The 20,887-nt window shown below is 48.0% G+C and carries 17 protein-coding genes; 11 read left to right on the top strand and 6 right to left on the bottom strand.

The window, feature by feature from the left end:
* The first annotated feature begins 18 nt into the window (after positions 1-18).
* From HPS54_RS10020 to HPS54_RS10005, 4 genes are all read left to right on the top strand, one after another.
* Entirely contained in the window at positions 19-594 is a 576-nt protein-coding gene (locus HPS54_RS10020) for a chromate transporter (RefSeq protein ID WP_172345317.1), read from the top strand.
* 815 nt (positions 595-1,409) lie between these two features.
* Positions 1,410-2,420 carry a hypothetical protein gene (locus tag HPS54_RS10015; protein WP_172345316.1) on the top strand — a complete coding sequence of 337 codons (1,011 nt, stop codon included), beginning with the start codon at positions 1,410-1,412 and terminating at the stop codon, positions 2,418-2,420.
* On the top strand, positions 2,377-3,618 hold the full coding sequence (locus tag HPS54_RS10010; protein ID WP_172345315.1) for a hypothetical protein: 1,242 nt from the start codon (positions 2,377-2,379) through the stop codon (positions 3,616-3,618). The genes HPS54_RS10015 and HPS54_RS10010 overlap by 44 nt, the downstream gene beginning before the upstream one ends.
* A gap of 59 nt (positions 3,619-3,677) precedes the next feature.
* On the top strand, positions 3,678-3,872 hold the full coding sequence (locus tag HPS54_RS10005; protein ID WP_172345314.1) for a hypothetical protein: 195 nt from the start codon (positions 3,678-3,680) through the stop codon (positions 3,870-3,872).
* A 119-nt stretch (positions 3,873-3,991) separates the two neighbouring features.
* On the opposite strand, the gene HPS54_RS10000 is transcribed toward HPS54_RS10005, so the two are convergent.
* The 3 genes from HPS54_RS10000 to HPS54_RS09990 all read right to left on the bottom strand — a co-directional run bounded on the left by HPS54_RS10000 (position 3,992) and on the right by HPS54_RS09990 (position 9,632).
* Positions 3,992-6,694 carry a T9SS type A sorting domain-containing protein gene (locus HPS54_RS10000; RefSeq protein ID WP_216653072.1) on the bottom strand — a complete coding sequence of 901 codons (2,703 nt, stop codon included), beginning with the start codon at positions 6,692-6,694 and terminating at the stop codon, positions 3,992-3,994.
* A 338-nt stretch (positions 6,695-7,032) separates the two neighbouring features.
* Positions 7,033-8,709: an ABC transporter ATP-binding protein gene (locus tag HPS54_RS09995; protein ID WP_172345313.1), complete on the bottom strand. Its 1,677-nt coding sequence runs from the start codon at positions 8,707-8,709 to the stop codon at positions 7,033-7,035.
* A gap of 35 nt (positions 8,710-8,744) precedes the next feature.
* A complete protein-coding gene (locus tag HPS54_RS09990) occupies positions 8,745-9,632 on the bottom strand; it encodes an NAD kinase (RefSeq protein ID WP_172345312.1) in 888 nt (295 codons plus the stop codon).
* Positions 9,633-9,986: 354 nt separating this feature from the next.
* Here HPS54_RS09990 and HPS54_RS09985 point away from each other — a divergent pair, with 354 nt between their 5' ends.
* The 5 genes from HPS54_RS09985 to HPS54_RS09965 all read left to right on the top strand — a co-directional run bounded on the left by HPS54_RS09985 (position 9,987) and on the right by HPS54_RS09965 (position 15,249).
* On the top strand, positions 9,987-10,703 hold the full coding sequence (locus HPS54_RS09985) for a pyridoxine 5'-phosphate synthase (RefSeq protein ID WP_172345311.1): 717 nt from the start codon (positions 9,987-9,989) through the stop codon (positions 10,701-10,703).
* 26 nt (positions 10,704-10,729) lie between these two features.
* Entirely contained in the window at positions 10,730-11,293 is a 564-nt protein-coding gene (locus HPS54_RS09980) for a DJ-1 family glyoxalase III (protein ID WP_172345310.1), read from the top strand.
* 22 nt (positions 11,294-11,315) lie between these two features.
* Positions 11,316-11,987 (top strand): 2-C-methyl-D-erythritol 4-phosphate cytidylyltransferase, encoded by a 672-nt coding sequence (locus tag HPS54_RS09975; protein WP_172345309.1) that lies wholly within the window; start codon positions 11,316-11,318, stop codon positions 11,985-11,987.
* A gap of 25 nt (positions 11,988-12,012) precedes the next feature.
* A complete protein-coding gene (gene recG, locus HPS54_RS09970; RefSeq protein WP_172345308.1) occupies positions 12,013-14,112 on the top strand; it encodes an ATP-dependent DNA helicase RecG in 2,100 nt (699 codons plus the stop codon).
* A gap of 192 nt (positions 14,113-14,304) precedes the next feature.
* The gene (locus HPS54_RS09965) at positions 14,305-15,249 is read left to right on the top strand and encodes a peptidoglycan DD-metalloendopeptidase family protein (protein WP_172345307.1); all 945 of its coding nucleotides are present in this window, start codon (positions 14,305-14,307) and stop codon (positions 15,247-15,249) included.
* 123 nt (positions 15,250-15,372) lie between these two features.
* Here HPS54_RS09965 and HPS54_RS09960 read toward each other — a convergent pair whose 3' ends face one another.
* The 3 genes from HPS54_RS09960 to HPS54_RS09950 form a co-directional block, all read right to left on the bottom strand.
* Entirely contained in the window at positions 15,373-15,675 is a 303-nt protein-coding gene (locus tag HPS54_RS09960; RefSeq protein WP_172345306.1) for a hypothetical protein, read from the bottom strand.
* Between the two features lie 146 nt (positions 15,676-15,821).
* A complete protein-coding gene (locus HPS54_RS09955; RefSeq protein WP_172345305.1) occupies positions 15,822-16,616 on the bottom strand; it encodes a glycosyltransferase family 2 protein in 795 nt (264 codons plus the stop codon).
* Positions 16,613-17,890 carry a glycosyltransferase family 4 protein gene (locus tag HPS54_RS09950; protein ID WP_172345304.1) on the bottom strand — a complete coding sequence of 426 codons (1,278 nt, stop codon included), beginning with the start codon at positions 17,888-17,890 and terminating at the stop codon, positions 16,613-16,615. Before HPS54_RS09950 ends, HPS54_RS09955 begins: the two co-directional genes overlap by 4 nt.
* 1,044 nt (positions 17,891-18,934) lie before the next feature.
* Here HPS54_RS09950 and HPS54_RS09945 point away from each other — a divergent pair.
* Together HPS54_RS09945 and HPS54_RS09940 are read left to right on the top strand one after the other, a co-directional pair.
* Positions 18,935-19,570, top strand: coding sequence for a porin family protein (locus tag HPS54_RS09945; RefSeq protein ID WP_172345303.1), 636 nt, complete (start codon positions 18,935-18,937; stop codon positions 19,568-19,570).
* 105 nt (positions 19,571-19,675) lie between these two features.
* Positions 19,676-20,575 (top strand): hypothetical protein, encoded by a 900-nt coding sequence (locus tag HPS54_RS09940; RefSeq protein ID WP_172345302.1) that lies wholly within the window; start codon positions 19,676-19,678, stop codon positions 20,573-20,575.
* Positions 20,576-20,887 lie beyond the last annotated feature (312 nt).

Below are 20,887 nucleotides of genomic sequence, written 5' to 3'. Positions count from 1 at the left end.
AAAGCAACGTTAACGGCAATGATTTTCCTTTATCTTTTCATCACTTTCTTTCAGATAGGACTGTTCGGGTTCGGCGGCGGATACGGCATGCTGTCCCTGATACAGAGCGAGGTGGTGCACCGTCACCACTGGATGACAACCGGAGAGTTCACCGACATCGTCGCCATAAGCCAGATGACACCGGGACCGATAGGCATAAACTCTGCCACATACTGCGGATACACTGCCGTACACAACGCCGGGTACAGCGGTTTTATGGCTGTATTAGGAAGCCTCACGGCTACGTTTGCCCTCATACTGCCCTCGCTTATACTGATGATCGCTATCTGCAAGCTATTCATGAAATACATGAAGACACAGACGGTGCACGACATTTTCGCAGGACTAAGACCTGCCGTAGTGGGACTTCTCGGCGCGGCAACCCTCCTGTTGATGACACCCGACAACTTCGGCACACCTTCACTCACGCCATGGCAGTTCTGGATAAGCTGCTTCCTGTTTGCCGCCACGGCTGTAGGAACATGGAAATTCAAGATTAATCCGATACGCATGATTGTCTACTGCGCGTTTGCCGGACTGCTTCTGCTTTATTAAAAAGCGGTTTAAAGCCGGGCTATCGGAAATGTTTTAAAAGAGATAAGGGAAGATATAAGAAGATAAAGGTAGATAAAAGACGTATCCTTTGTTAATGAAACCTGTAGGGATGTTCCATGGAACATCCGAAACCGCAGGGCTTATATCATTAGTAATGACAACGAATTATAATTCATAATCACATCGGCTGCACCGGGGTACAGCCCTACCCGGAGGATGGAAATAGAATATATAAAGGAAATAAAGGGAGATATAAAAAGATAAAAGGAGATAAAACACGTATGCCTTGTTAGCCGGTTTAAGACCATTATCTTGCATTTTTCGCGACTTAAACCACACTATTTTCCCGTATTTTATTAGTTCCAAAAGCTGGCATGCTATCATATTGACAATCAACATATTACAAGTCACGTTCCAAGAGGTGCCCTTTTGCATGCCAAAAGGGCACCTCTTGGCGTCTGATATGCCGTCTTTCAGAACCCGAAACGCCGCCTTTTGGAAATCAACATAAACCAACATAAAAATCCACAAAATATCTGTTGGCAGAACAATATAGAACACATAAGAAATCCAAAGATTATAAATGTTAAATTCAAATAACATTTATGTGTTTTATGTTAACGAATGTTACCCCCCCCGAAAGGGGTTAAATTAAATGAAAACGAAGATACCTTTTATTATAAAACACATAGAAACAGGTACTTTTGCATAAAATAACAGTATTTAAATCAATGTCGGCATTCATCCGACACTTATATAGTATAATTCTGAAAACCATCTAATTTAAGTTAATTAACAAATCAAGTAAGCAGATTATGAAAAGATTTTATTGTACACTATTCATTACATCGCTATTCTCTATAATATATACAGGCAATGTATCTGCCCAAATCAACGTTGAACAAAGTTTCTTTACCGGAAAAGGACAATCACTATCCAAACTCATATCGGGAACAACCGGGAAAGCGGAAAGAATATTTTTATACAATGTCGGCAAAGATATGTTCCTTAATGCCGGAGGTTTTTGGGGAACACGTACCACAACGTTTACTGTCGGATTGCCTATTACTTTCGAGAAACAGTCAAACGGGGCATACACCATGAGCGGTCCGTTCTACAACAAAGAAACAGGAAGCTTTATAGGAAGGGTAGACTATGACACAAGCGAGAATGCCTACAGAAGGAACGGTGTGTTCTATGATAGAGGCAAAGAACCAAGAGACGGAATATACTGGACGTTCGAAGAGGCATCGAATAACGGTGAAGATATGATATACTATATAAAATGTGAGAAAAAATACAATACCTCAATAAAAGAAGACTATTACCTTGTATCCAACCAAGAAATGACTATCCAGGTGTTCAAAGGAGGTAACAACAACCTTGTGAAGTGTCTTAACCAAAAGGACAAAGCGAAAAATGATGATTCGTACGCACAATGGAAAGTCGTAACCGAGGATGAAATGATTGCACTGTTCAATACGACATACGACAAGGAAAACCCGTCCGACGCAACATTCCTGTTAAAGGCACAGAACTTCAACAGAATGAACCAGTACAACAATGACGACAATACAACAGACAAAGAGGCTGACGGTTGGAAAAAGAGCGGTAACTTTTCATACGAATGCGGAACAGACATCACACTCTCTTCCGGACAAAATCAGGATGACCATGGCGCCGGAAAATACGGTATGTTCTACTGCGGAGGCATAAAAAAAGCAAAAAAAAGGCGACAAGCTATACCAAATAATCAATATCAAACAAAGCGGCTGGTACAGAGTGGACTGCCAAGGTTTCTTCTACAACTCACAAAATGGCGATGACTGTATTGCTCGCCTTTATGCCAAAGAAACAGGCAACACGGTAAGTACGGACAACACGGCAGCTAACGCATACGTAGACTTGTTGCCGAAATCATACGGCGAACCGTTCCACGCACTCGAACTTAACCCCAACCAACCGGCAATAGTAGAAGACGGACTGGTTAGCAATAAGATTGAGGCAGCAATAACGTTCTATGCGCAGACATTCCCCAACAGCGTACTGATATACATAAACTTCGACGAAAAGAAAGAGCCGGAAAGCAGGAATGTCGAACTGGGAATAGAAATAACAAAAGACATGGGCAACACCGATGTCGTATATTTTGACGACTTCCAGTTGAAATATCTCGGCGAAAGCTTTGCACTCGACGAAGACAAGACAAGCTTCAGAACGGACGGAGACGATAAAACGATATATACCAACAGGGTGATGATTCTGAAACGTTCGCTGAAAGCCGATAAGTGGAACGGCATAACACTGCCGGTAAGCCTTACAAAACAACAGCTCAACACTGCATTCTTCCCTAATCCACGCATTGCCGTACTGACAGACATGTCATCGCCTTATACAATATCGTTCAAACTCATAGACCTTACAAAATATAAGGATGACGCCATTGTACTACAAGCCGGAAAGAACTACATAATAAAGCCCGGATATGAGGGAAGACAGGGAAATGTGGAGATAGGAGACGGCAGCAACACCGTAATCGAAGGTCCGTACTACACCATAGACCGTGTAAATCTGAAACCAAGTGACATAACAGAAGAAGAAGCAACAAAGCACACGAGCAGCGACGACGGTCCATTCACAAACTCAGGATGCGACTGTCAGTTGAGACTGTACGGCTGCTATCAGCGCCAGGATGCGCCGTCCACTGCATATATGCTGTACGGAGGAGACATGTACCACCTTACATCGCCTTACAAGATGAAAGGTTTCGATTGCTGGATTGAAGACGCCCATCAGGTGGCAAACCCCAAGGCACGCCATAAAATGAGTTTCACCGCATATCTCGATGGTGTCAGCGACGGAGAGACAACGGATATCCGCGAAGCCCTGACAGGAAGGACGGACAACGAAGACAGTGCGGTTTACAACATGCAGGGACAGGCTGTATGTGGCAAAGGCATATCACCGACCCACCTGCCTAAAGGCATATACATACGCAACGGCAGGAAATTCATAGTGAGATAAAGGCTCAAACAAACTGCAAAGACTATAGTTTCAAAAACTCACAGACAAACCAAAGAAAAATGAAAGACAGGAAAGAATATATAAAACCACAAGTTGAAATCATAGAAGTGTGCTCCGAAGGGGTAATGCTTGAACCCGTATCATGGGAAGTAGAAGGTGATGGAGACAAAGGAAACATACACGAAGGCAATCCTCCGGGAGCAAAAGAAGATCCGAAAAGCAACTATAATATATGGGAAGATGATGAATACTAACAACAGGGATACAGCAAAAAGCTGTATCCCTGTTGCTTATTCTGTTACTTATAAAGCAATAGTGGCATGCCTGATGCACGCCACTACCCTACCAATATATAAAAAAACAGATTGAAGTATTATTTCTTTGTCACCTTGAAAGTACGCACCTTGCTGCCGTTAACGGCTTTAAGAAGATATATGCCGGGGGCAAGTCCGGACATATCACGACCGTTCCTTACAAGAAATCCGTTGGCGGAATATACCTGATATACGGTATTCCGGTCATCACCTATGGATATTGGAGTATCTATGCCTGTGGTGCCGGACGCTACATACAGATTTATATTACGCTTCATCGTGCCTGCTTTATCATCATCGGTAGCTATCACCGGTATTGTGACAAGGCGGCTTACATCTGCCGGAGAGTTGACAACAAGAACGTTGTCGCTCACTTCCGCATCAAATCCTTCGGGCAGTGTCACGTTGTCATAGTCCACCTCATAGACAGGATTATTGTCAAAACCGGCAAACAGTTTCTTAAGGTCTATGGTACTTTCGGTACCTGCCACCACCTTAAAGTGAGGCTCGGCAAGCCAGTTGAGATAGTCTTCCAGTGCCGTCCAGCCGTCGCGGTTGTCATCGCGGTTATTGTCGGCAGTATACGGATCGGTGCCGTTAAGCACTTCCCACCAGTCCGGCATACCGTCACCGTCGGTGTCGAAGTCTGCACCACGTGCCTCTACAGGATAGTTCTCATAGCCTCCCGCATCCGCCTCACGGTCTATCAGACCTTTCTTACCCGACTGACTTCCGACACAACTGTACGTACCTTTCAACGTTTCGTCAACCATACGGACATCGTGGTCGTCAAGGACAGGAGAGTTACAGCCCACATCCGACAATACCGTCTTGTATGCGAGACGTGCAGACTCTATCGTTGCATAAGACTCAAAGAACGGTTTGTCTACAAACACCTCCCAATCGAGCTGCTGTCCGCCGGACAGACTATATCTGTAAGTATCACCATACTTATCCTCCGTTCGCGAGCCGTCAAGGTTCTCACGGATGTTTCCGCTTACATAATACGACTGCGAACCGTTGCCCGTACCTTCAAGCTGTGCGTTGAGTAAAGACTTCTGCCGCGTTGCAGGTCCCATCTTGTAATAATTGTTCACGAACTGTCCCTGATGCGTTCCGCCGTCTGTAGAGCGTCCGCCCCAGTTGTAGCAAACGTTGTTAAACATGTCATGATGTCCGGCATACGAGCCACCTCCGTCAAGCCCACCGGACATACTCCAGTTGCGTCCCTCGTTGTGGGCAAGCAGATTGTGATGATACGAACCGGTGTCGCCACCTATAGTAGCTGCATATCCATGTGCAGCCCCCGAACCATAGTTCGGATGATCTGCAACGTTAAGAGCCTCGGAGATAAGCGTGCGCTGAAGAGTTATGTTGTGTGCGTTACGCGAGCTGAACGCCTCGTCTATGGTCCAACCCACGGAACAGTGGTCCATTATGGCGTGATTGTTACCCGCCATACCCAGTCCGTCGAGTCCGCGCTCGGTGTTGCCGTTGTGATATCCAAGTCGCATACGTATGAAACGGGTAATGCCCTCGCTTGCCATTCCAAACGGACTGGTGCGCAACAGGATGCCCTTACCCGGAGCGGTCTGACCTGCCACGGTAACGTATGGGTCCGAACATGTCAGGCGCGACTTAAGCGTAATGGTTCCTGCAACATCAAACACGATGGTGCGTGGTCCCTTGACCTCTTTTATTCCGTAACGGAATGTTCCGGGAATGGGAGCCTCATCACCACTGTAGTCGTCGAGCGAAGTGACATGATACACCACGCCTCCACGACCTCCCGTGGCATAACGTCCGTATCCCTCGGCACCGGGGAACGCCAACTGACGTGGACGGAAAGTCCATACGTCGCCCTGATATACATTGCCCGAAGCGTCAACCTCGTCCACACGCCAGTAATATGTGTTCATCGAATAAACGTTGTCAAACATGTACTTGTTGCCCGAAAGCTCCGACACAAGCGTCATGTTGTCTTCGGACGTACCTATATAAAGCCTGTTCGATACAGCCGACGATGCCATTGTCCACGACAGTTCTATGCTTCCCTTGTCGCCGTCCACATGCATGTCGTTGTTTGCCGGCACAGGGTCGAGCGCCGTTGTCTTGGGATTGGGCAGATCAAAGATAAGCGCATTGATATATACGTTCGCCATATCCACACCGTCCTCAACCTTGCTGGTATAGCTGATGGTGACGGGCTGTCCCTCCACTGCCGTAAATTTTACATACGACTGACCGCCTGCCGAGGGTAAAAGCTCACGCTGTGTCTGCGCCACACCCGTAAGAACGGTCGTGCCGTTCACCGCAACATCGAGTTTTGCAATGACCGGAGTGCCTCCGTCAACGCAGTTATGATATGCAAGAAGCGAGTGTTCTCCTGCCGGCAGACCTTCTATCACGACGTTGACCGTTCCACTTGTCGTAAGAGTGGGGGTATTGCCGTCCTCGTCAAGACCGTAAAGCACCGCCGCGTCGTTGATAATCTTCGAGCCGAGTTTCTCCACTCCGTCTTTCCACTGGTTTGACTTCAGTGTGGTGTTTTCCACGTCTCCGTTGTTCAGCGTTATGGTTACGCCGTTGTCAAGAGTCATGCTGACAGACGGCAGCTTCTCTATCGCCCACGGCGTAAATCCCGGTTCGGTCACCGTATTCACGTTCCTGCCATAAGCATTGAAGTCAATCTTCTGCGCATGACCGGCAAGAGCCAATGCCAATAAGGCTCCACCAAGAATTAATCGCTTTTGTTTTTTCATAAGGTTAAATTTAATTTGATAAATTAATAATGATTACATGCTATTGATAGAACGTAACATCTCAAGTTATGTAATCATTGTATGTGATACAATTATACTGTTTTCGGGAAGTCGGGCGATACATATCATATTAATGTGAATAATGTATCAAATCCCCGGACTTCATGAAAACGTCATTTACTTACGATCCGTAGCTTTCTCGGAATTTTTACTTTCAAATTCAAACCGATATCTTTTGCCTTCCAAAAGGTGGCATTTAAGACGCTTAAAGGTGCCCTTTTACAGTGCAAAAGGGCACCTTTTGGAAGTCAGAAGGTGGTGTATGAAAATTGTAAGTCCTACCTCTTATCTATCCGGAGCACCTTGTCGCAATAGTCCACAACGGCGGGACGGTGTGTAATAAATATCACCGTCTTGTCGTGCGCGGCAAGGATGTTACGGAGCAAAGCGCGCTCTGTATCGGGGTCGAGGGCACTTGTAGCCTCGTCGAAGAGCATTATGCTTCCGCCGCGAAGCAGCGCACGGGCAATGGCTATGCGCTGCGCCTGCCCCTCGCTCAGTCCTCCGCCGTGCTCGCTACAGTCTGTGTCAAGTCCCTTCGGCAGCAACTTTACAAATCCGGCACATGCCTTATCAAGCGCGGCAAACATCTCCTCGTCGCCGGCATCGAGCTTTCCAAGACGCAGATTGTCGCGTATGGTACCGCTCATAAGCGTGTTTCCCTGCGGTACATATACGAAGTTACACCGCGTGAGGGGCGAAAGCGGCTTCTCGCCGTTGCCGTTATATATTACAGCCGAGCCTTCGGCGGGACGTATAAGGGCAAGAAGCATGCGCAGAAGTGTTGTCTTTCCCGCACCGGTCTCGCCCAGGACGGCAGTGCAACTGCCGGGTTCAAAGTCGAAGGAAAGGCTGTCTATGACGTTGTCTTCATTACTGTCATAACCGTACGACACGTTTTCAAGCCTCACACCCACGCCCCCGGACGATGCCATATATACCGAGTCGCCCTGTTCTTCGAGCGGGTTTTCCTCCAGTTCCATAAGTCGTTCGGCAGCCGTAAATACCGACACAAACGCCGGTACGAGCTTTGTCAGGTTGCGCGCCGGTCCCTGTATCTTGCCCACAAGCTGCAGGAAAGCCGTCATTCCGCCGAACGAGAGTGTGTGACTGTACATCCTCATGGCGCTCCACAAGAAGGCGACGAGGTATCCGAGGGCAAAGCCGAAATTGAGAACGAGGTTGGAGAAGACCGAAAATGCCGTGCGGCGCACCACGTTACGGCGCAGCTCGCCCTGTGTGCGGTCGAGCCTTTCCACCATGGCGGTGTCGCGTTCGAGTGTCTTTATCAGCATACGGTTCTGTATTGTCTCCTGCAACACGCTCTGAACCTTGCTGTCGCTGTCGCGTACAAGGCGCGTGAGCCGGCGCATGCGCCCGACATAAATCTTGCTGATAACCACAAACACGGGTATCATGGCAACGATGACAAGTGCCAGACGGCTGTCCATGGAAAAGAGATAGAAGAACGCTCCGAGGAAAAGGGCAAGCACGGAGATTGCCCCGGGAACGGTCTCGGTAAGGAAGTTCACCACATTGTTGACATCAAACTCGAGCCTGTTGAGCACATCACCGCTGTGGTGGCTCTCCTTGCCGTGCCACTCCGAGCGCAGAATACGGTCGAGCATGCGCTGCTGCATGCGGTTCTGCGCACGTATGCCCAATATGTTTTTAACCCATACACCTGATATATGTATGGCGAAATCGCACAGTATAAGGGCGCCCATCACCGCCACCGACATATATAGAGAGCCTTCGACGGCATGCGACGCCACATCGATGGCGTGTTGAACCGCCCACACCGACGACAGACTGACAACGACTCCGAGCAGTCCCAGAACTATGTTAAGCACCGCCTGCAGCCTGTTGCCGCGCCACGAGCGCCACAACCATCCCATTATCTGCGATGTGGTGTAACGGCTTTCGTGCTTTCTGAAAAGTTCTTTTATGTTCATTTTACAAGCGGTTTGTTTCTTTACACACTTCAACGTCACTTTCTCGTGTCAACGCCCCACATCATTTTCTCGCGCAAGGTAGAGGCGTAAGTATGCCCTACAAGCTTCACCGTCTTTATGGTATACGGCGCCTTGCGTATCTCTAACTGCACACCCTCGCGGCAGTCAGCCGACCGTCCGTCCGCCGCAATCAGGAAATTGTGGCTGCGGCTCTCCACTTCGAGCCTTATAACAGCATTGTCGGGTATCACTATGGGACGTATGTTGAGACTGTGCGGAGCCACCGGCGTAAGGCACAGTATGCCCGTGCCGGGCGTTATTATAGGTCCGCCGTTGGACAGAGAGTATGCCGTGGAACCCGTGGGGGTTGTAACGATAAGCCCGTCGGCACGGTATGTAACGATATACTCGTCGTTGATCCACGTGTGTATGGTTATCATCGAGGCGTTGTCGCGCTTAAGTATGGAGATGTCGTTCATGGCAAAACTGCAGCCGCCAAACGGCGTGCCGCCTGCCGACAGTTGTATTACGGCATGCTCGTCGATCTCGTATCTGCCCGCGCAAATGTCGTCGAGAGCCTTGTTTATGTCGCCTGCGCCGACGTTGGCAAGGAAACCGAGACGCCCCATATTGACACCGACAACGGGTATGTTCTTGTCGCCTACACCGGCAGCCGACTTCAACAGCGTGCCGTCGCCGCCCATGGAAAGAACAAAGTCGGCATCGAAATCATTACCATCAAACACCTTTACATCATCAAGACCCTTGTTCCCGCTGTCCGAAAGAAACGCATGGAACATCCTTTCCATACATATATCGGCACCGTGATGCCGCAGACAGGATAGTATGCTTTGTATGCCTGCCGATTTTCTTGCCTGGTATATATTGCCGAAAACGGCAAATCTCAACTGTTTCGCTGCCATGTTCTGTTATGTTGTCTTCTATGTTTTTGTATGCACAAGGTACCCGTTTATGACCGCATGCGGGGCAACACTGATAAAAAAACATATTTTATTTTGCATTGTCCACGGTTTAAACTATCTTTGTAATAAGATAAACGGCAGCCCGGCAATGCAGGAAAAAATCGATTGCAGGGCAGCCTCGGAATTGCTGCCTGTGACAGAGTAATATGCAAAAATACTGTTTTTTGCTTAATAACAGGCAGATATGAATGAATAATTTAGATTGTGACGGTTATAAGCTCATGAGTTTTCGGACAGCCTGCGGTCAGAAAGAACGGCAGCAAAAGAAACCGGCAGACGGAAAAATTAAAGGAAATGACAAAACTCAGCGTAAACATCAACAAGGTGGCGACTATCCGTAACGCACGCGGCGGCAATAATCCCGACGTGCTGAAAGTGGCGGTCGATTGTGAGCTTTTCGGTGCACAAGGCATCACCGTGCACCCACGCCCCGACGAAAGGCACATCCGATACATGGACGTGCGCAGCATAAAGCCTCTTGTGAAAACAGAACTGAACATAGAGGGAAACCCCATAGACAAATATATAGAACTGGTGTTGGAAGTGTGCCCGACACAGGTGACGCTCGTGCCTGACACCGACGACCAGCTGACAAGCAACCACGGATGGGACACGGTGGCAAACAGGGCGTTCCTGACCGACGTGATAGGACGTTTCAAAGAGGCGGGCATACGTACCAGTATCTTCGTTGACCCGTCGTGCAAAATGGTGGAGGGAGCCAAAGAATGTGGCACCGACCGCATAGAACTCTACACAGAGCCATACGCAGCGGGGTATCCACGAAACAGGGAAGAGGCGATAAAGCCGTTCGTGGAGGCGGCAAAGGTGGCGAAGGAACTGGGACTGGGACTGAACGCAGGGCACGACCTGAGTCTTGAGAACCTTACTTATTTCCACCGCAACATACCGTGGCTCGACGAGGTGAGCATCGGTCACGCCCTCATCTGCGATGCGTTGTACATGGGACTGGGTAATACCATACAGGCATATCTTGCTTGTCTGAAAGACTGAGAGATACATATTACACCTTATTATATATGATAAAAGTATATCAATTCATGGCGGACGGCTTCGAGGACATCGAGGCTCTGATACCATTAGACGTCATGCGACGTGGCGGAGTGGAGTTTACGACGGTAAGTATAACAGGCTCAAGAGACGTGACGAGTGCACACGGGGTTACAGTAAAGGCGGACACGACATTCGACAAGGCTTGCTTTGACGATGCCGACCTGCTGATGCTGCCGGGAGGAATGCCGGGAGCCGAGAACCTGAACAACCACGATGGAGTGAAAAAAGCCATTCTCGCCCAGGCCGGCAAAGGCAAACTCGTGGCGGCGATATGCGCTGCTCCAATGGTACTGGGCGGTCTCGGATTGCTCAAAGGCAGGCGTGCGACGTGCTACCCGGGCTTCGAGCTGTATCTCGAAGGTGCCGAATATACAGGCGATTTGTACACCGTAGACGGCAACATCGTTACAGGCGAAGGTCCCGCTGCGGCTCTGCCATACGCATACACGCTGCTGTCCATTCTCAAAGATGCGGACACGGCAGACGGAATAGCAAACGGAATGAGGTATCTGCACCTTATGGAGAGATAACGCAAAGGGCACTCGAAGGGTTATGGAATATGCTATAATCGTAGCCGGGGGCAAGGGATTGCGCATGGGAGGAGACATTCCCAAGCAGTTTCTTCCGCTCGACGGAGAGCCTGTGCTGATGCACACGATAAGGCGGTTTCGCGAATACAGCGATGCACTGAACATCATATTGGTATTGCCGAAGGCGCAGCACGGATATTGGGAAGAATTGTGTCGGAAGCACAACTTCGACATAGTGCACTGCATAGCGGAAGGGGGCGAGACGCGCTTCCACTCCGTAAAGAACGGATTGGCACTGATACCCGACGGCACAACAGGGACGGTGGGTGTGCACGACGGCGTGCGCCCGTTTCCCGCAACAGAGGTAATAAGCCGCTGTTACGATATGGCACGCACCGCAAAGGCGGTTGTTCCGGTTGTTCCGGTTGTCGACACAATACGCCACACCTATGCGGACGGTCATTCCGTGACCGTGCCGAGAAACGAATATGTGCTTGTGCAGACGCCTCAGGTATTTGACATCGGCATGCTGAAAGAGGCATACCGCCAGCCGTACACGGACGACTTCACCGACGACGCGTCTGTAATGGAGCACGCAGGAGTGAGCATAACACTGACCGAAGGGAACAGGGAGAACATCAAGATTACAACTCCGTTTGACATGAAAACAGCCGAGGCTATAATAAACAAATAGCAAGAAAACGCCGGAACAATACGACATGATCGACATCTTGGACCAGGACATACAGTATATGCCGGGCATCGGACCGCGGAAAAAGGTTCTGCTGAGCAGCGAACTGGGCATAGCTACGCTCAGAGATCTGCTGGAGTACTATCCTTACAAGTATGTCGACCGCAGCCGCATATACAGCGTCAAGGAGATAAGAAGCGACATGCCGTTCGTCCAGATAAGCGGACAGATACTCAGTTTCGAGGAATTTGAAATGGGACCACGACGCAAACGGCTCGTAGCCCACTTCTCCGACGGCACGGGAATTGCCGACCTCGTATGGTTCACAGGCGTACAATATATAAGAAAAACATTCAAGGTAGGACAGAAATACATCGTCTTCGGCAAGCCGACAATATTCGGCAACCGTTACCAACTGGCACATCCCGAGATTGAACAGGCATCGGAACTGCAATTGTCGCAAATGGGCATGCAGCCGTACTACGGCACAACGGAGAAGATGAAGAAAGCAGGCATGACCTCAAGGGCGGTAGAGAAGATCATGAAAGGCATGCTTGAGAGAATTACCGTACCGCTCGACGAGACACTTCCGCCATTCATCACGGGACGGCTGAAGCTTGTATCGCGGGACAGGGCACTGCGTGACATACACTATCCGAAGACTTCCGAAGACATGTCCAAAGCAAAACTCCGTCTTAAGTTCGAAGAACTGTTCTACATACAGTTGAACATTCTGCGCTACGCAAGCGACCAGCGGCGCAAATACCGAGGATATATTTTCAAGAAAGTAGGCACGTTTTTCAACGGCTTTTATCACGATCATCTTCCCTTTCCGCTCACCGGTGCACAGAAAAGGGTGATAAAGGAGATACGCAGGGACGTGTGCTCGGGAAGCCAGATGAACCGTCTGTTGCAAGGTGATGTAGGCAGCGGCAAGACACTCGTCGCCCTCATGTCCATGCTTATTGCTCTCGACAACGGTTTTCAGGCGTGCATCATGGCTCCGACAGAAATACTTGCCGAACAGCATCTGGCTACTATACGGGGATTTCTCGGCAACATGGACATACGCACCGAACTGCTTACAGGCATCGTAAAAGGCAAGAAAAGAAAGGCTGTGCTCGACGGTCTCCTGGACGGAAGCGTACAGATACTCGTCGGAACACATGCCGTTATAGAGGAAACGGTGCAGTTTGCCAACCTCGGTCTTGTCATCGTGGACGAGCAGCACAGGTTCGGCGTGGCGCAACGTGCCAAGTTGTGGAACAAAAGCAGCAACCCGCCGCATGTGCTTGTGATGACTGCGACACCGATACCGCGCACGCTTGCCATGACGATATACGGTGACCTAGATGTCAGCGTGATAGACGAGCTGCCGCCGGGACGCAAGCCCGTGATGACAATTCATAAGCTGAACAATCAGATGACGAGTCTTTACAACGGCATAAGACAGCAGATACGCGACGGAAGACAGGTCTACATGGTATTCCCTTTGATACAGGAAAGCGAGAAAAGCGACCTGCAGGATCTTGAAAACGGATACGAAACATTGTGCGAGGTATTTCCCGAATTCAAGATAGGAAAGGTTCACGGCAAGATGAAACCGGCAGAGAAAGAGGCTGAAATGCAGAAGTTTGTAAACCGGGAGACGCAAATCCTCGTGGCAACAACAGTGATCGAAGTAGGGGTAAACGTGCCAAATGCCTCTGTAATGGTAATCCTCAACGCCGAACGTTTCGGTCTTTCACAACTGCATCAGTTGAGGGGACGTGTGGGACGAGGCGCCAACCAGTCATACTGTATACTCGTAAGCAAACCGCAACTAAGCAAGGATACACGCAGGAGAATAGACATAATGTGCGACACGAACGACGGTTTCAGAATAGCGGAAGCCGACCTCAAACTGCGCGGACCAGGCGATTTGGAAGGCACGCAACAAAGCGGCATGGCGTTCGACCTTAAGATTGCCGACATAGCACGCGACGGACAGCTTGTACAGCTGGCACGCGAAGAGGCGCAAAAGATTGTCGATGACGACCCGACATGCCGCAAACCGGAGTATGCACTACTGTGGAAAAGACTTTCGGAATTAAGAAAAACTAACATAAACTGGGCGGCAATATCCTGAAACAAAAGTGTTTAGACATCTTAATGATTGTGTTAAATTGACAATAAAAACTGTTAATATATATACAACTTTAGCTGTTTTTTATTATATTTGCACCGAACTACTAAGTTAACCGATAACTTCTTTCATATTTATTATCGGTTCTTACCATGCGGACACGCACCGCTTTGTAAATAAACAATAATGATTATTATGTATTTTAAAAGAACAATTAAGACATTTGCGATTACAACTTTCCTGACAATATCAGCCCTTCCGGCAATGGCGCAAGACCTTTTGGCACGCCAGGCACCGGTGGACAGAAAGATGAAAGCCGTAGACACATTGGTTCTACGCAACATAATACAAAAAGAACAGGCACATTCTCCGGCGGCACAGTTGTACACCGAGTGGAGCAACAAATACGCACACCGTGCCACTCAGCTACCTGATTCATTCAATATCAACCTCCGCAAGTTCTGTATGCCTACCACAAGCAAGGTCATCACATCCAATTTCGGACGCCGTTGGGGTCGCATGCACAAGGGACTTGACATCAAAGTGTATATCGGAGACACAATCCGTGCCGCCTTTGACGGCAAGGTGCGCATCGTGAGATACGAGGCAAGAGGATACGGCAACTATGTGGTGATACGCCACAACAACGGACTTGAAACCATATACGGTCACATGTCAAAGCATCTGGTGAACGAAAACGTGAACGTAAAGGCAGGAGATCCCATCGGATTAGGCGGCAACACAGGACGCAGCACGGGTTCACACCTTCACTTCGAGACACGTCTTTGCGGTGTGGCACTTAATCCTGCGTTGATGTTCGACTTCAAAAACCAGGATGTAACAGAGGATTCATACATGTTCCGACGCAGCTCTTACATGAACGAATCGGACAAAGCGAACAGGCTCTATGGGAAAACAAGCGACAGCTATAACTCCGCTGACGTGAACGGCAACGTCAACAACACAACAAAGACGAGTGCAAGAAGCAGAGGAGACGTACGCTATCACAAGGTATCACGTGGCGAGACAATATCCTCTATCGCACGCAAACGCGGCATATCGGTGGACAAGCTCTGCAAAATCAACCGCATAAGCAAGAACAAGAAGATACGTCCGGGGCAGATACTAAGATATACTTAAAAGATATTACAGGGCGGCTTTAATGCCGCACGGCAACAAAAACACCGGGATGACAACTCAATTCATCCCGGTGTTTTTGTTTATATAACCAAAGTTAAACGGCATATAACATACCGCGCTATATTATTTTGCAGCCTTATCCGTTGCCTTTGCCTTACAAGTCTCAGCCTGCTTGCATGCTTCCTTCTTGCATTCAGACTTGCAAGCCTTAACTTTCTTACATTCAGACTTGCAGTCAGCTATCTTCTTGCAGTCAGCCTTTGCACATGCAGCCTTACAATCTGCCGCTTTCTTCATCTGACCGTCACACTTCTGAACACATTCTTTCCCACAAGTTTTTTTAGCAGTTTTGACACTCTGTGCAGATGCCCCGGTAGAAAAGCATAGTGCTGCCATGAGGGCTATACTCATCATTGTCTTTTTCATCTCAAAATACTTTTATATGTTTATAGATAATTTGTCATGTGCAAAAATAAATGTTTTACGACATAAAGTCAAAGAAAAACTGTTATTAAATGCAAAACCGACGATTATTCATAAATCATCATTCTGCTTTCAGACATCCTTGTATATCAACGCTTAAGCACAAGTCTTATCACAAACCATGCATGCATTACGACCGTCTGCCATATTCCGTAATGACGACACATGATGACAAAACGCTCCATGAGCGATGCACGATGATAACGTGTGGACTGTCCTTCGCGCTGATAACAGGCAACGACGGCATGCAAATTCTTCATCTCCAACCCCATATCATCAGCCTTTTTCATTACTCTTATACACCAGTCCACATCGGCAGAATGGCGGTATCTTAGGTCATAATGAAATTTCCGGGCAATGTCCGTACGGGCATAGAAAGCCTGATGACACACGAGCATCCCGCTCCGGAACGAACGCCATGTCAGTTTTTCGGGCGGTGAAAGACGGCGGTGACACAAGAAGTTGCCTTCATTATCGGTGACATCCGTATCACCGTAAAGCACTGCAGGCAACGGCTTGTCAGCCCCGTTCAGATTGCGAGGTTGCATGTTGCGGGCCACAGTACCGAGGGTATCACTGTCAGGAAAGAAGTCCCCGGCATTGAGAAAACACACATAGTGCCCCGTTGCCATGTCCAGTCCCTTGTTCATGGCATCATACAGCCCCTTGTCGGGCTCCGACTTTATTATCACGGTATGCCCTATAACCGTAGCATCAGAACACATCTTGTACACACCGGCCATCTCAAGAGTACGGTCCGTAGACGCCCCGTCGATTATCAGATGCTCCACATACGGATACTTCTGAGCCAGCACACTGTCCGCCGTACGCTTGAAAACATCAGCCGCATTATATGTAACCGTTATTATCGTAAACTTTATCATATCTTATAGTGCCTGTAGGCTATTGCCTGATTATACACTTCGATATATCTAAGGGCAACACTCTGCTGCGAATAGCTTGCCGCAACCTTACGTACGGCATTTTCGCAAAGACCGGCATAACCGTCGTTTTCGAGCGTCCATGCCATACCTGCGGCAAGGTCGGAAGAATTCCTGTACTCAGCCACATATCCGTTTTTCCTATGGTCTATCATCTCCGGAATGCCGCCGACGTTAAATCCCACGCACGGAACACCGCACGCCATTGCCTCCATGATGGTATTCGGCAGGTTGTCTTCAAGCGACGGAAGTACGAAAAGGTCAACTGCATTATACACATCCACAATCTTCTTCTCGTCACTTACATAACCTAAAGGATATGCAGTAAAGGGCAAACGATCTTCATAGTCCTCCGCATGACCGCCAAGAATCACTACTCCGGTGCTGTCGCACATTTCCGGATGTTCCGCAGCGAGCTTGCCGCACGCCTCCACAAAATAGTCCATGCCCTTACGCCTGTCGGTTATCCGCTGCGACACGAAGAGTATCAAGCGTTTGTCTTGCGGCAGAGAAAGGTTCATCCGTGCCTCCGTCTTGTCACACGGACGGAAGATACGTGTGTCGATAGGATTGGGAATAGCTGTAACCTGCTTGCCTGCAAGCAGCGATGCCGACCGCGCATTGGCAGCAAGCCACTTGCTGCACGCCACGAAAATGATATTGTGACTATGCCATATACGTGCCTTCTTCTTCCACACCCTGTACGACATGTCATGCTCCGAGCCGCCTCCCGGCAGGTAACGGCAGTTGCGACACGTCCCGTTGCGATACTCCTTGCAAGTGCGCGGATAGTGACAGATGCCCGTAGAGGGCCAGAAGTCGTGCATGGTCCACACCACCGGCTTGCCGCTCTCCAGTATCTTTCTTATTCCCTTGAGCGACAGCATGCCCTGATTTATCCAGCTGAGATGTATGACATCGGCTTCCTTAAACTCGCGCAGCTTCGTTATGTCCATACCCGCGTTGGCAATGTCCACCTCGAAAAGGTTTTTCTTAGAGAAATGCATGCGCACGAATATACACCACCGTTCCCACAGAAAGTTCAGATGACGGCGCAGACCGTTATGCAGTCCTACAACGGTAATCTGATCGGTATCCTTGTCGCACACCAACATCTTCGCCTTCTCGCCGTTGTTGTTGAGAGCTTCCATAAGGCGGTTTGCCGCCACGGCGGCACCGCCCGTCCTGCCGCTGGTATTTATAATAAGTACTCGCATAAGTGATTTTCCGGTTAAATTCTTCAAGAGACAAAGTTAGTTGAAAATAGACAAAATACAAAATAAAAAGATGTTTTTAATCCCAAATCGGTCATCAGATTTCCAATCGGTTTTCTCTTTATGTCCGTTGGATTTCCTATATGCCGTCTTTCGCGTTCTAAAAGGGCACCTTTTGCGTTCCAATATGCCGCCTTTTAGAGGCTGAAAGATGCCCTTTTGGAACGCAAAAGGTATTCACTTGAAAATGAACACGTTACAACAGGCGTCTGAAAAGCCCTTTTATGAACTATCCACACGACAGTCCGTCGCACTTCACAGACCGTACATGGCACGACATAAAAACAGCCGCCGGCAGCCGTTATGCGAAGTGAAAACACATATATCGGCAACTGTGACATTGACAGATGTCAAGAAACAGACTTTGATTGGCAAGAATACACTTATAAGCGCTTGGCGATACAAAATATTATCGTACCTTTGCATCACATAAAGGTTAATAGATTGTTTAGGTTAATAGTAGTTTATTTTAAGGTAAAGTTTTCATGATTGTTTGAAAGGATGGCAAAGGTAGTCGTGAGACTCCCTTCAAATTCTGAAAGATTTTTTAGTTAAACATAGTTTGATACGCTGCTGCTCGCCGAGAGTGGCAGCGTGTTTTTTATTACCATACAACCACCGGACTCAACACTTCAGTAATATACAGCCATTCCACATCAAACTTTTATGCAAGGCATAAGGCATTATTTTCATTACCATCATTTAACCTGTTTTAACATAACGGGGGGGGTAATTGCGTCTATTTTTATATCTTTGCAACGAAAATAAACAATAGAAAGAATAAATTAACACAAGAGAAGACTGTTCATTATCATTATGGCACAACTCACACATCATCCCGAAAACGGTCTGTCGTCAATCCGTTCACTGCACGGACGAAGCTTTTTCTTCCTGCCACAACGTTGCTCAACTGACAGACTATACAATATATGGCGTATGGATTTCGCATTATAATCAACTTTATTAATAACTTAAAACAAGAGAACAATGAAAAAATTATTTATCATCGCAGCATGTGCCGTACTTTCACTCACGGCATCTGCGCAGAATTCAGCAAGTTCATCCTCGTTCTTCTCGACCGAAAAGGCAGACAAGCCCATAACTTTCGGTGTACGCATTGGTGGAAACCTGTCTACTATAACAGGCGACATGGACGATGCAGTAAAGAGCCGCTTCGGCTTCAATGTAGGAGTAAACGTAGACATACCGCTGTTGCAGAGCCTCTATGTCCAGACCGGACTGTATGCGACACAGAAAGGTTTCAAGGGCGACGGCTACGAAATGAAAGCCAATCCGCTGTATCTTGAAATTCCGGTGCTCGCTTCTTATCGTTACAACTTCAGCGAAGCCACACAGCTGCAGGTAAACTTCGGACCTTATCTTGCATACGGAATAAGCGGCAAGTTGAAAACGGAAGATGAGGACGAGAAGTTAGACGTGGATTTCTTTGACGACAACGTGGCAAAGAAGTTCGATGCAGGTCTGCAGATTGGCGCCGGCGTTACGGTAAGCAAGTTCTACATCGGCTGCGCATATCAGTTCGGTCTTACGAACATATCCGATATGGACGGCGTGGACATGAAGAACTCCAACTTCATGTTCAACGTGGGTTATAACTTCTAATATTAGTCCCTTTCTTTTAACGATGAGGAGCCTTGTGTGTCGATACAACAGGCTCCTCACCTATTTCAAAGACAACAATATCATATTAATAACAATAAAACATACATGAAAAAAATTGGTTTTCTTACAAGCATGCTGTTTCTTATGACAGCAGCGATAAGCCTTACAGCATGCAGCAGTGATGACGACGGAAACGGGGATGAGACTCCCGTAACTCCGCCAGCGAACATGGAGAACGCTGCAAAATACGAAATAACAGATGACAACTCTCCATACAAGTACATTGAACTTACGGCAGGAGAGGAATATATCATCGAGTACAAAGACAACAATGGCGGAGTGTCCCTGACCAAAAAGCATGCTCCGGTGATGCGTGAGAATAGCAACGGCAGCAGCGGTTACAACTACGGACTGAAGACCGGTACGTACAAGAAAACCGGAGAATACGTATATGCGCTTGACGGTTTCGGCACAGTGACGTTTACGGAAAGCAGCATGACAGTCCAAGACAAGAACGGCACAAAGACGTACAAATATCGCAAGACACCGAAAATAAGCGGTGACATAAACAGTCTGTGCAGAACATGGACGGCGGAACAGTATCATTTTACGGCAGGCGAGAAAGGCGGACAATCCATAAGCAAGACATTCGGCACGTTTGAAGAGTTTGAGAAATTTCTTCAAAGCATGGGTGCAGATGACGACGACATGGGGTATGAAAATGAGATATGGTACAAGAGTTCTTGCGACGAGATGATAATATCGCCATTCGGAACACTTGCCATGCAATGCAAAGTATACTCCGGCATGAAGTATCTTGGAAGGTTTTTCCTACCGGCAGCATGGATGGCAACCGGCAAGAACAAGGGAGCGGTTCCTTCTGCATTCGCAGACGAAGGCAATCTGCTTGAATTCGAACTGGTCGGAAACAACCTGAAAGCATATCTTGGAGACGAAGACGAGGAAGGATTCGAGAAACTGACAATCACTTATAAGGCAAAATAAGAAGTAACAAACACATCTTAAGACAAAATGGTTCCCGGACGGCATACTCCCGTCCGGGAACCATTTTTGTGACGACAACTTATTTTTGGCACACACTCACATGCCTGAAACATTCGTCTCTTATCTTCCTTTATCTCCTCTTATCTTCCCCTATCTCCTTTTAAGAACCCCATATATATAATGTATGAAGATTCCAAATCGAAGTGCAAAATTTTGATTTAGGAATTACCTCTTTCAGAGTATTGTCCGTCCTCTCTTGGGGGCGCGCCCCCAAGAGAGGACGGAGCCAAAGTTTTTAACTGACAAAACAAA

It is taken from the genome of Xylanibacter caecicola, assembly GCF_013166515.1.
Taxonomy (GTDB): domain Bacteria; phylum Bacteroidota; class Bacteroidia; order Bacteroidales; family Bacteroidaceae; genus Prevotella; species Prevotella caecicola.
Note: the sequence above shows the minus strand (reverse complement) of the source record. Positions and strands in the feature narration are given on the sequence as shown.

Coding starts and splice junctions, on each gene's coding strand:
- HPS54_RS10020 (WP_172345317.1), top strand. CDS start 19: ATGATTTTCCTTTATCTTTTCATCACTTTCTTTCAGATAGGACTGTTC.
- HPS54_RS09985 (WP_172345311.1), top strand. CDS start 9,987: ATGACAAAACTCAGCGTAAACATCAACAAGGTGGCGACTATCCGTAAC.
- HPS54_RS09940 (WP_172345302.1), top strand. CDS start 19,676: ATGAAAAAAATTGGTTTTCTTACAAGCATGCTGTTTCTTATGACAGCA.
- HPS54_RS09950 (WP_172345304.1), bottom strand. CDS start 17,890: ATGCGAGTACTTATTATAAATACCAGCGGCAGGACGGGCGGTGCCGCC.
- HPS54_RS09975 (WP_172345309.1), top strand. CDS start 11,316: ATGGAATATGCTATAATCGTAGCCGGGGGCAAGGGATTGCGCATGGGA.
- HPS54_RS09980 (WP_172345310.1), top strand. CDS start 10,730: ATGATAAAAGTATATCAATTCATGGCGGACGGCTTCGAGGACATCGAG.
- HPS54_RS09960 (WP_172345306.1), bottom strand. CDS start 15,675: ATGAAAAAGACAATGATGAGTATAGCCCTCATGGCAGCACTATGCTTT.
- HPS54_RS09990 (WP_172345312.1), bottom strand. CDS start 9,632: ATGGCAGCGAAACAGTTGAGATTTGCCGTTTTCGGCAATATATACCAG.
- HPS54_RS09945 (WP_172345303.1), top strand. CDS start 18,935: ATGAAAAAATTATTTATCATCGCAGCATGTGCCGTACTTTCACTCACG.
- recG (WP_172345308.1), top strand. CDS start 12,013: ATGATCGACATCTTGGACCAGGACATACAGTATATGCCGGGCATCGGA.
- HPS54_RS09995 (WP_172345313.1), bottom strand. CDS start 8,709: ATGAACATAAAAGAACTTTTCAGAAAGCACGAAAGCCGTTACACCACA.
- HPS54_RS10005 (WP_172345314.1), top strand. CDS start 3,678: ATGAAAGACAGGAAAGAATATATAAAACCACAAGTTGAAATCATAGAA.
- HPS54_RS09965 (WP_172345307.1), top strand. CDS start 14,305: ATGTATTTTAAAAGAACAATTAAGACATTTGCGATTACAACTTTCCTG.
- HPS54_RS10015 (WP_172345316.1), top strand. CDS start 1,410: ATGAAAAGATTTTATTGTACACTATTCATTACATCGCTATTCTCTATA.
- HPS54_RS09955 (WP_172345305.1), bottom strand. CDS start 16,616: ATGATAAAGTTTACGATAATAACGGTTACATATAATGCGGCTGATGTT.
- HPS54_RS10000 (WP_216653072.1), bottom strand. CDS start 6,694: ATGAAAAAACAAAAGCGATTAATTCTTGGTGGAGCCTTATTGGCATTG.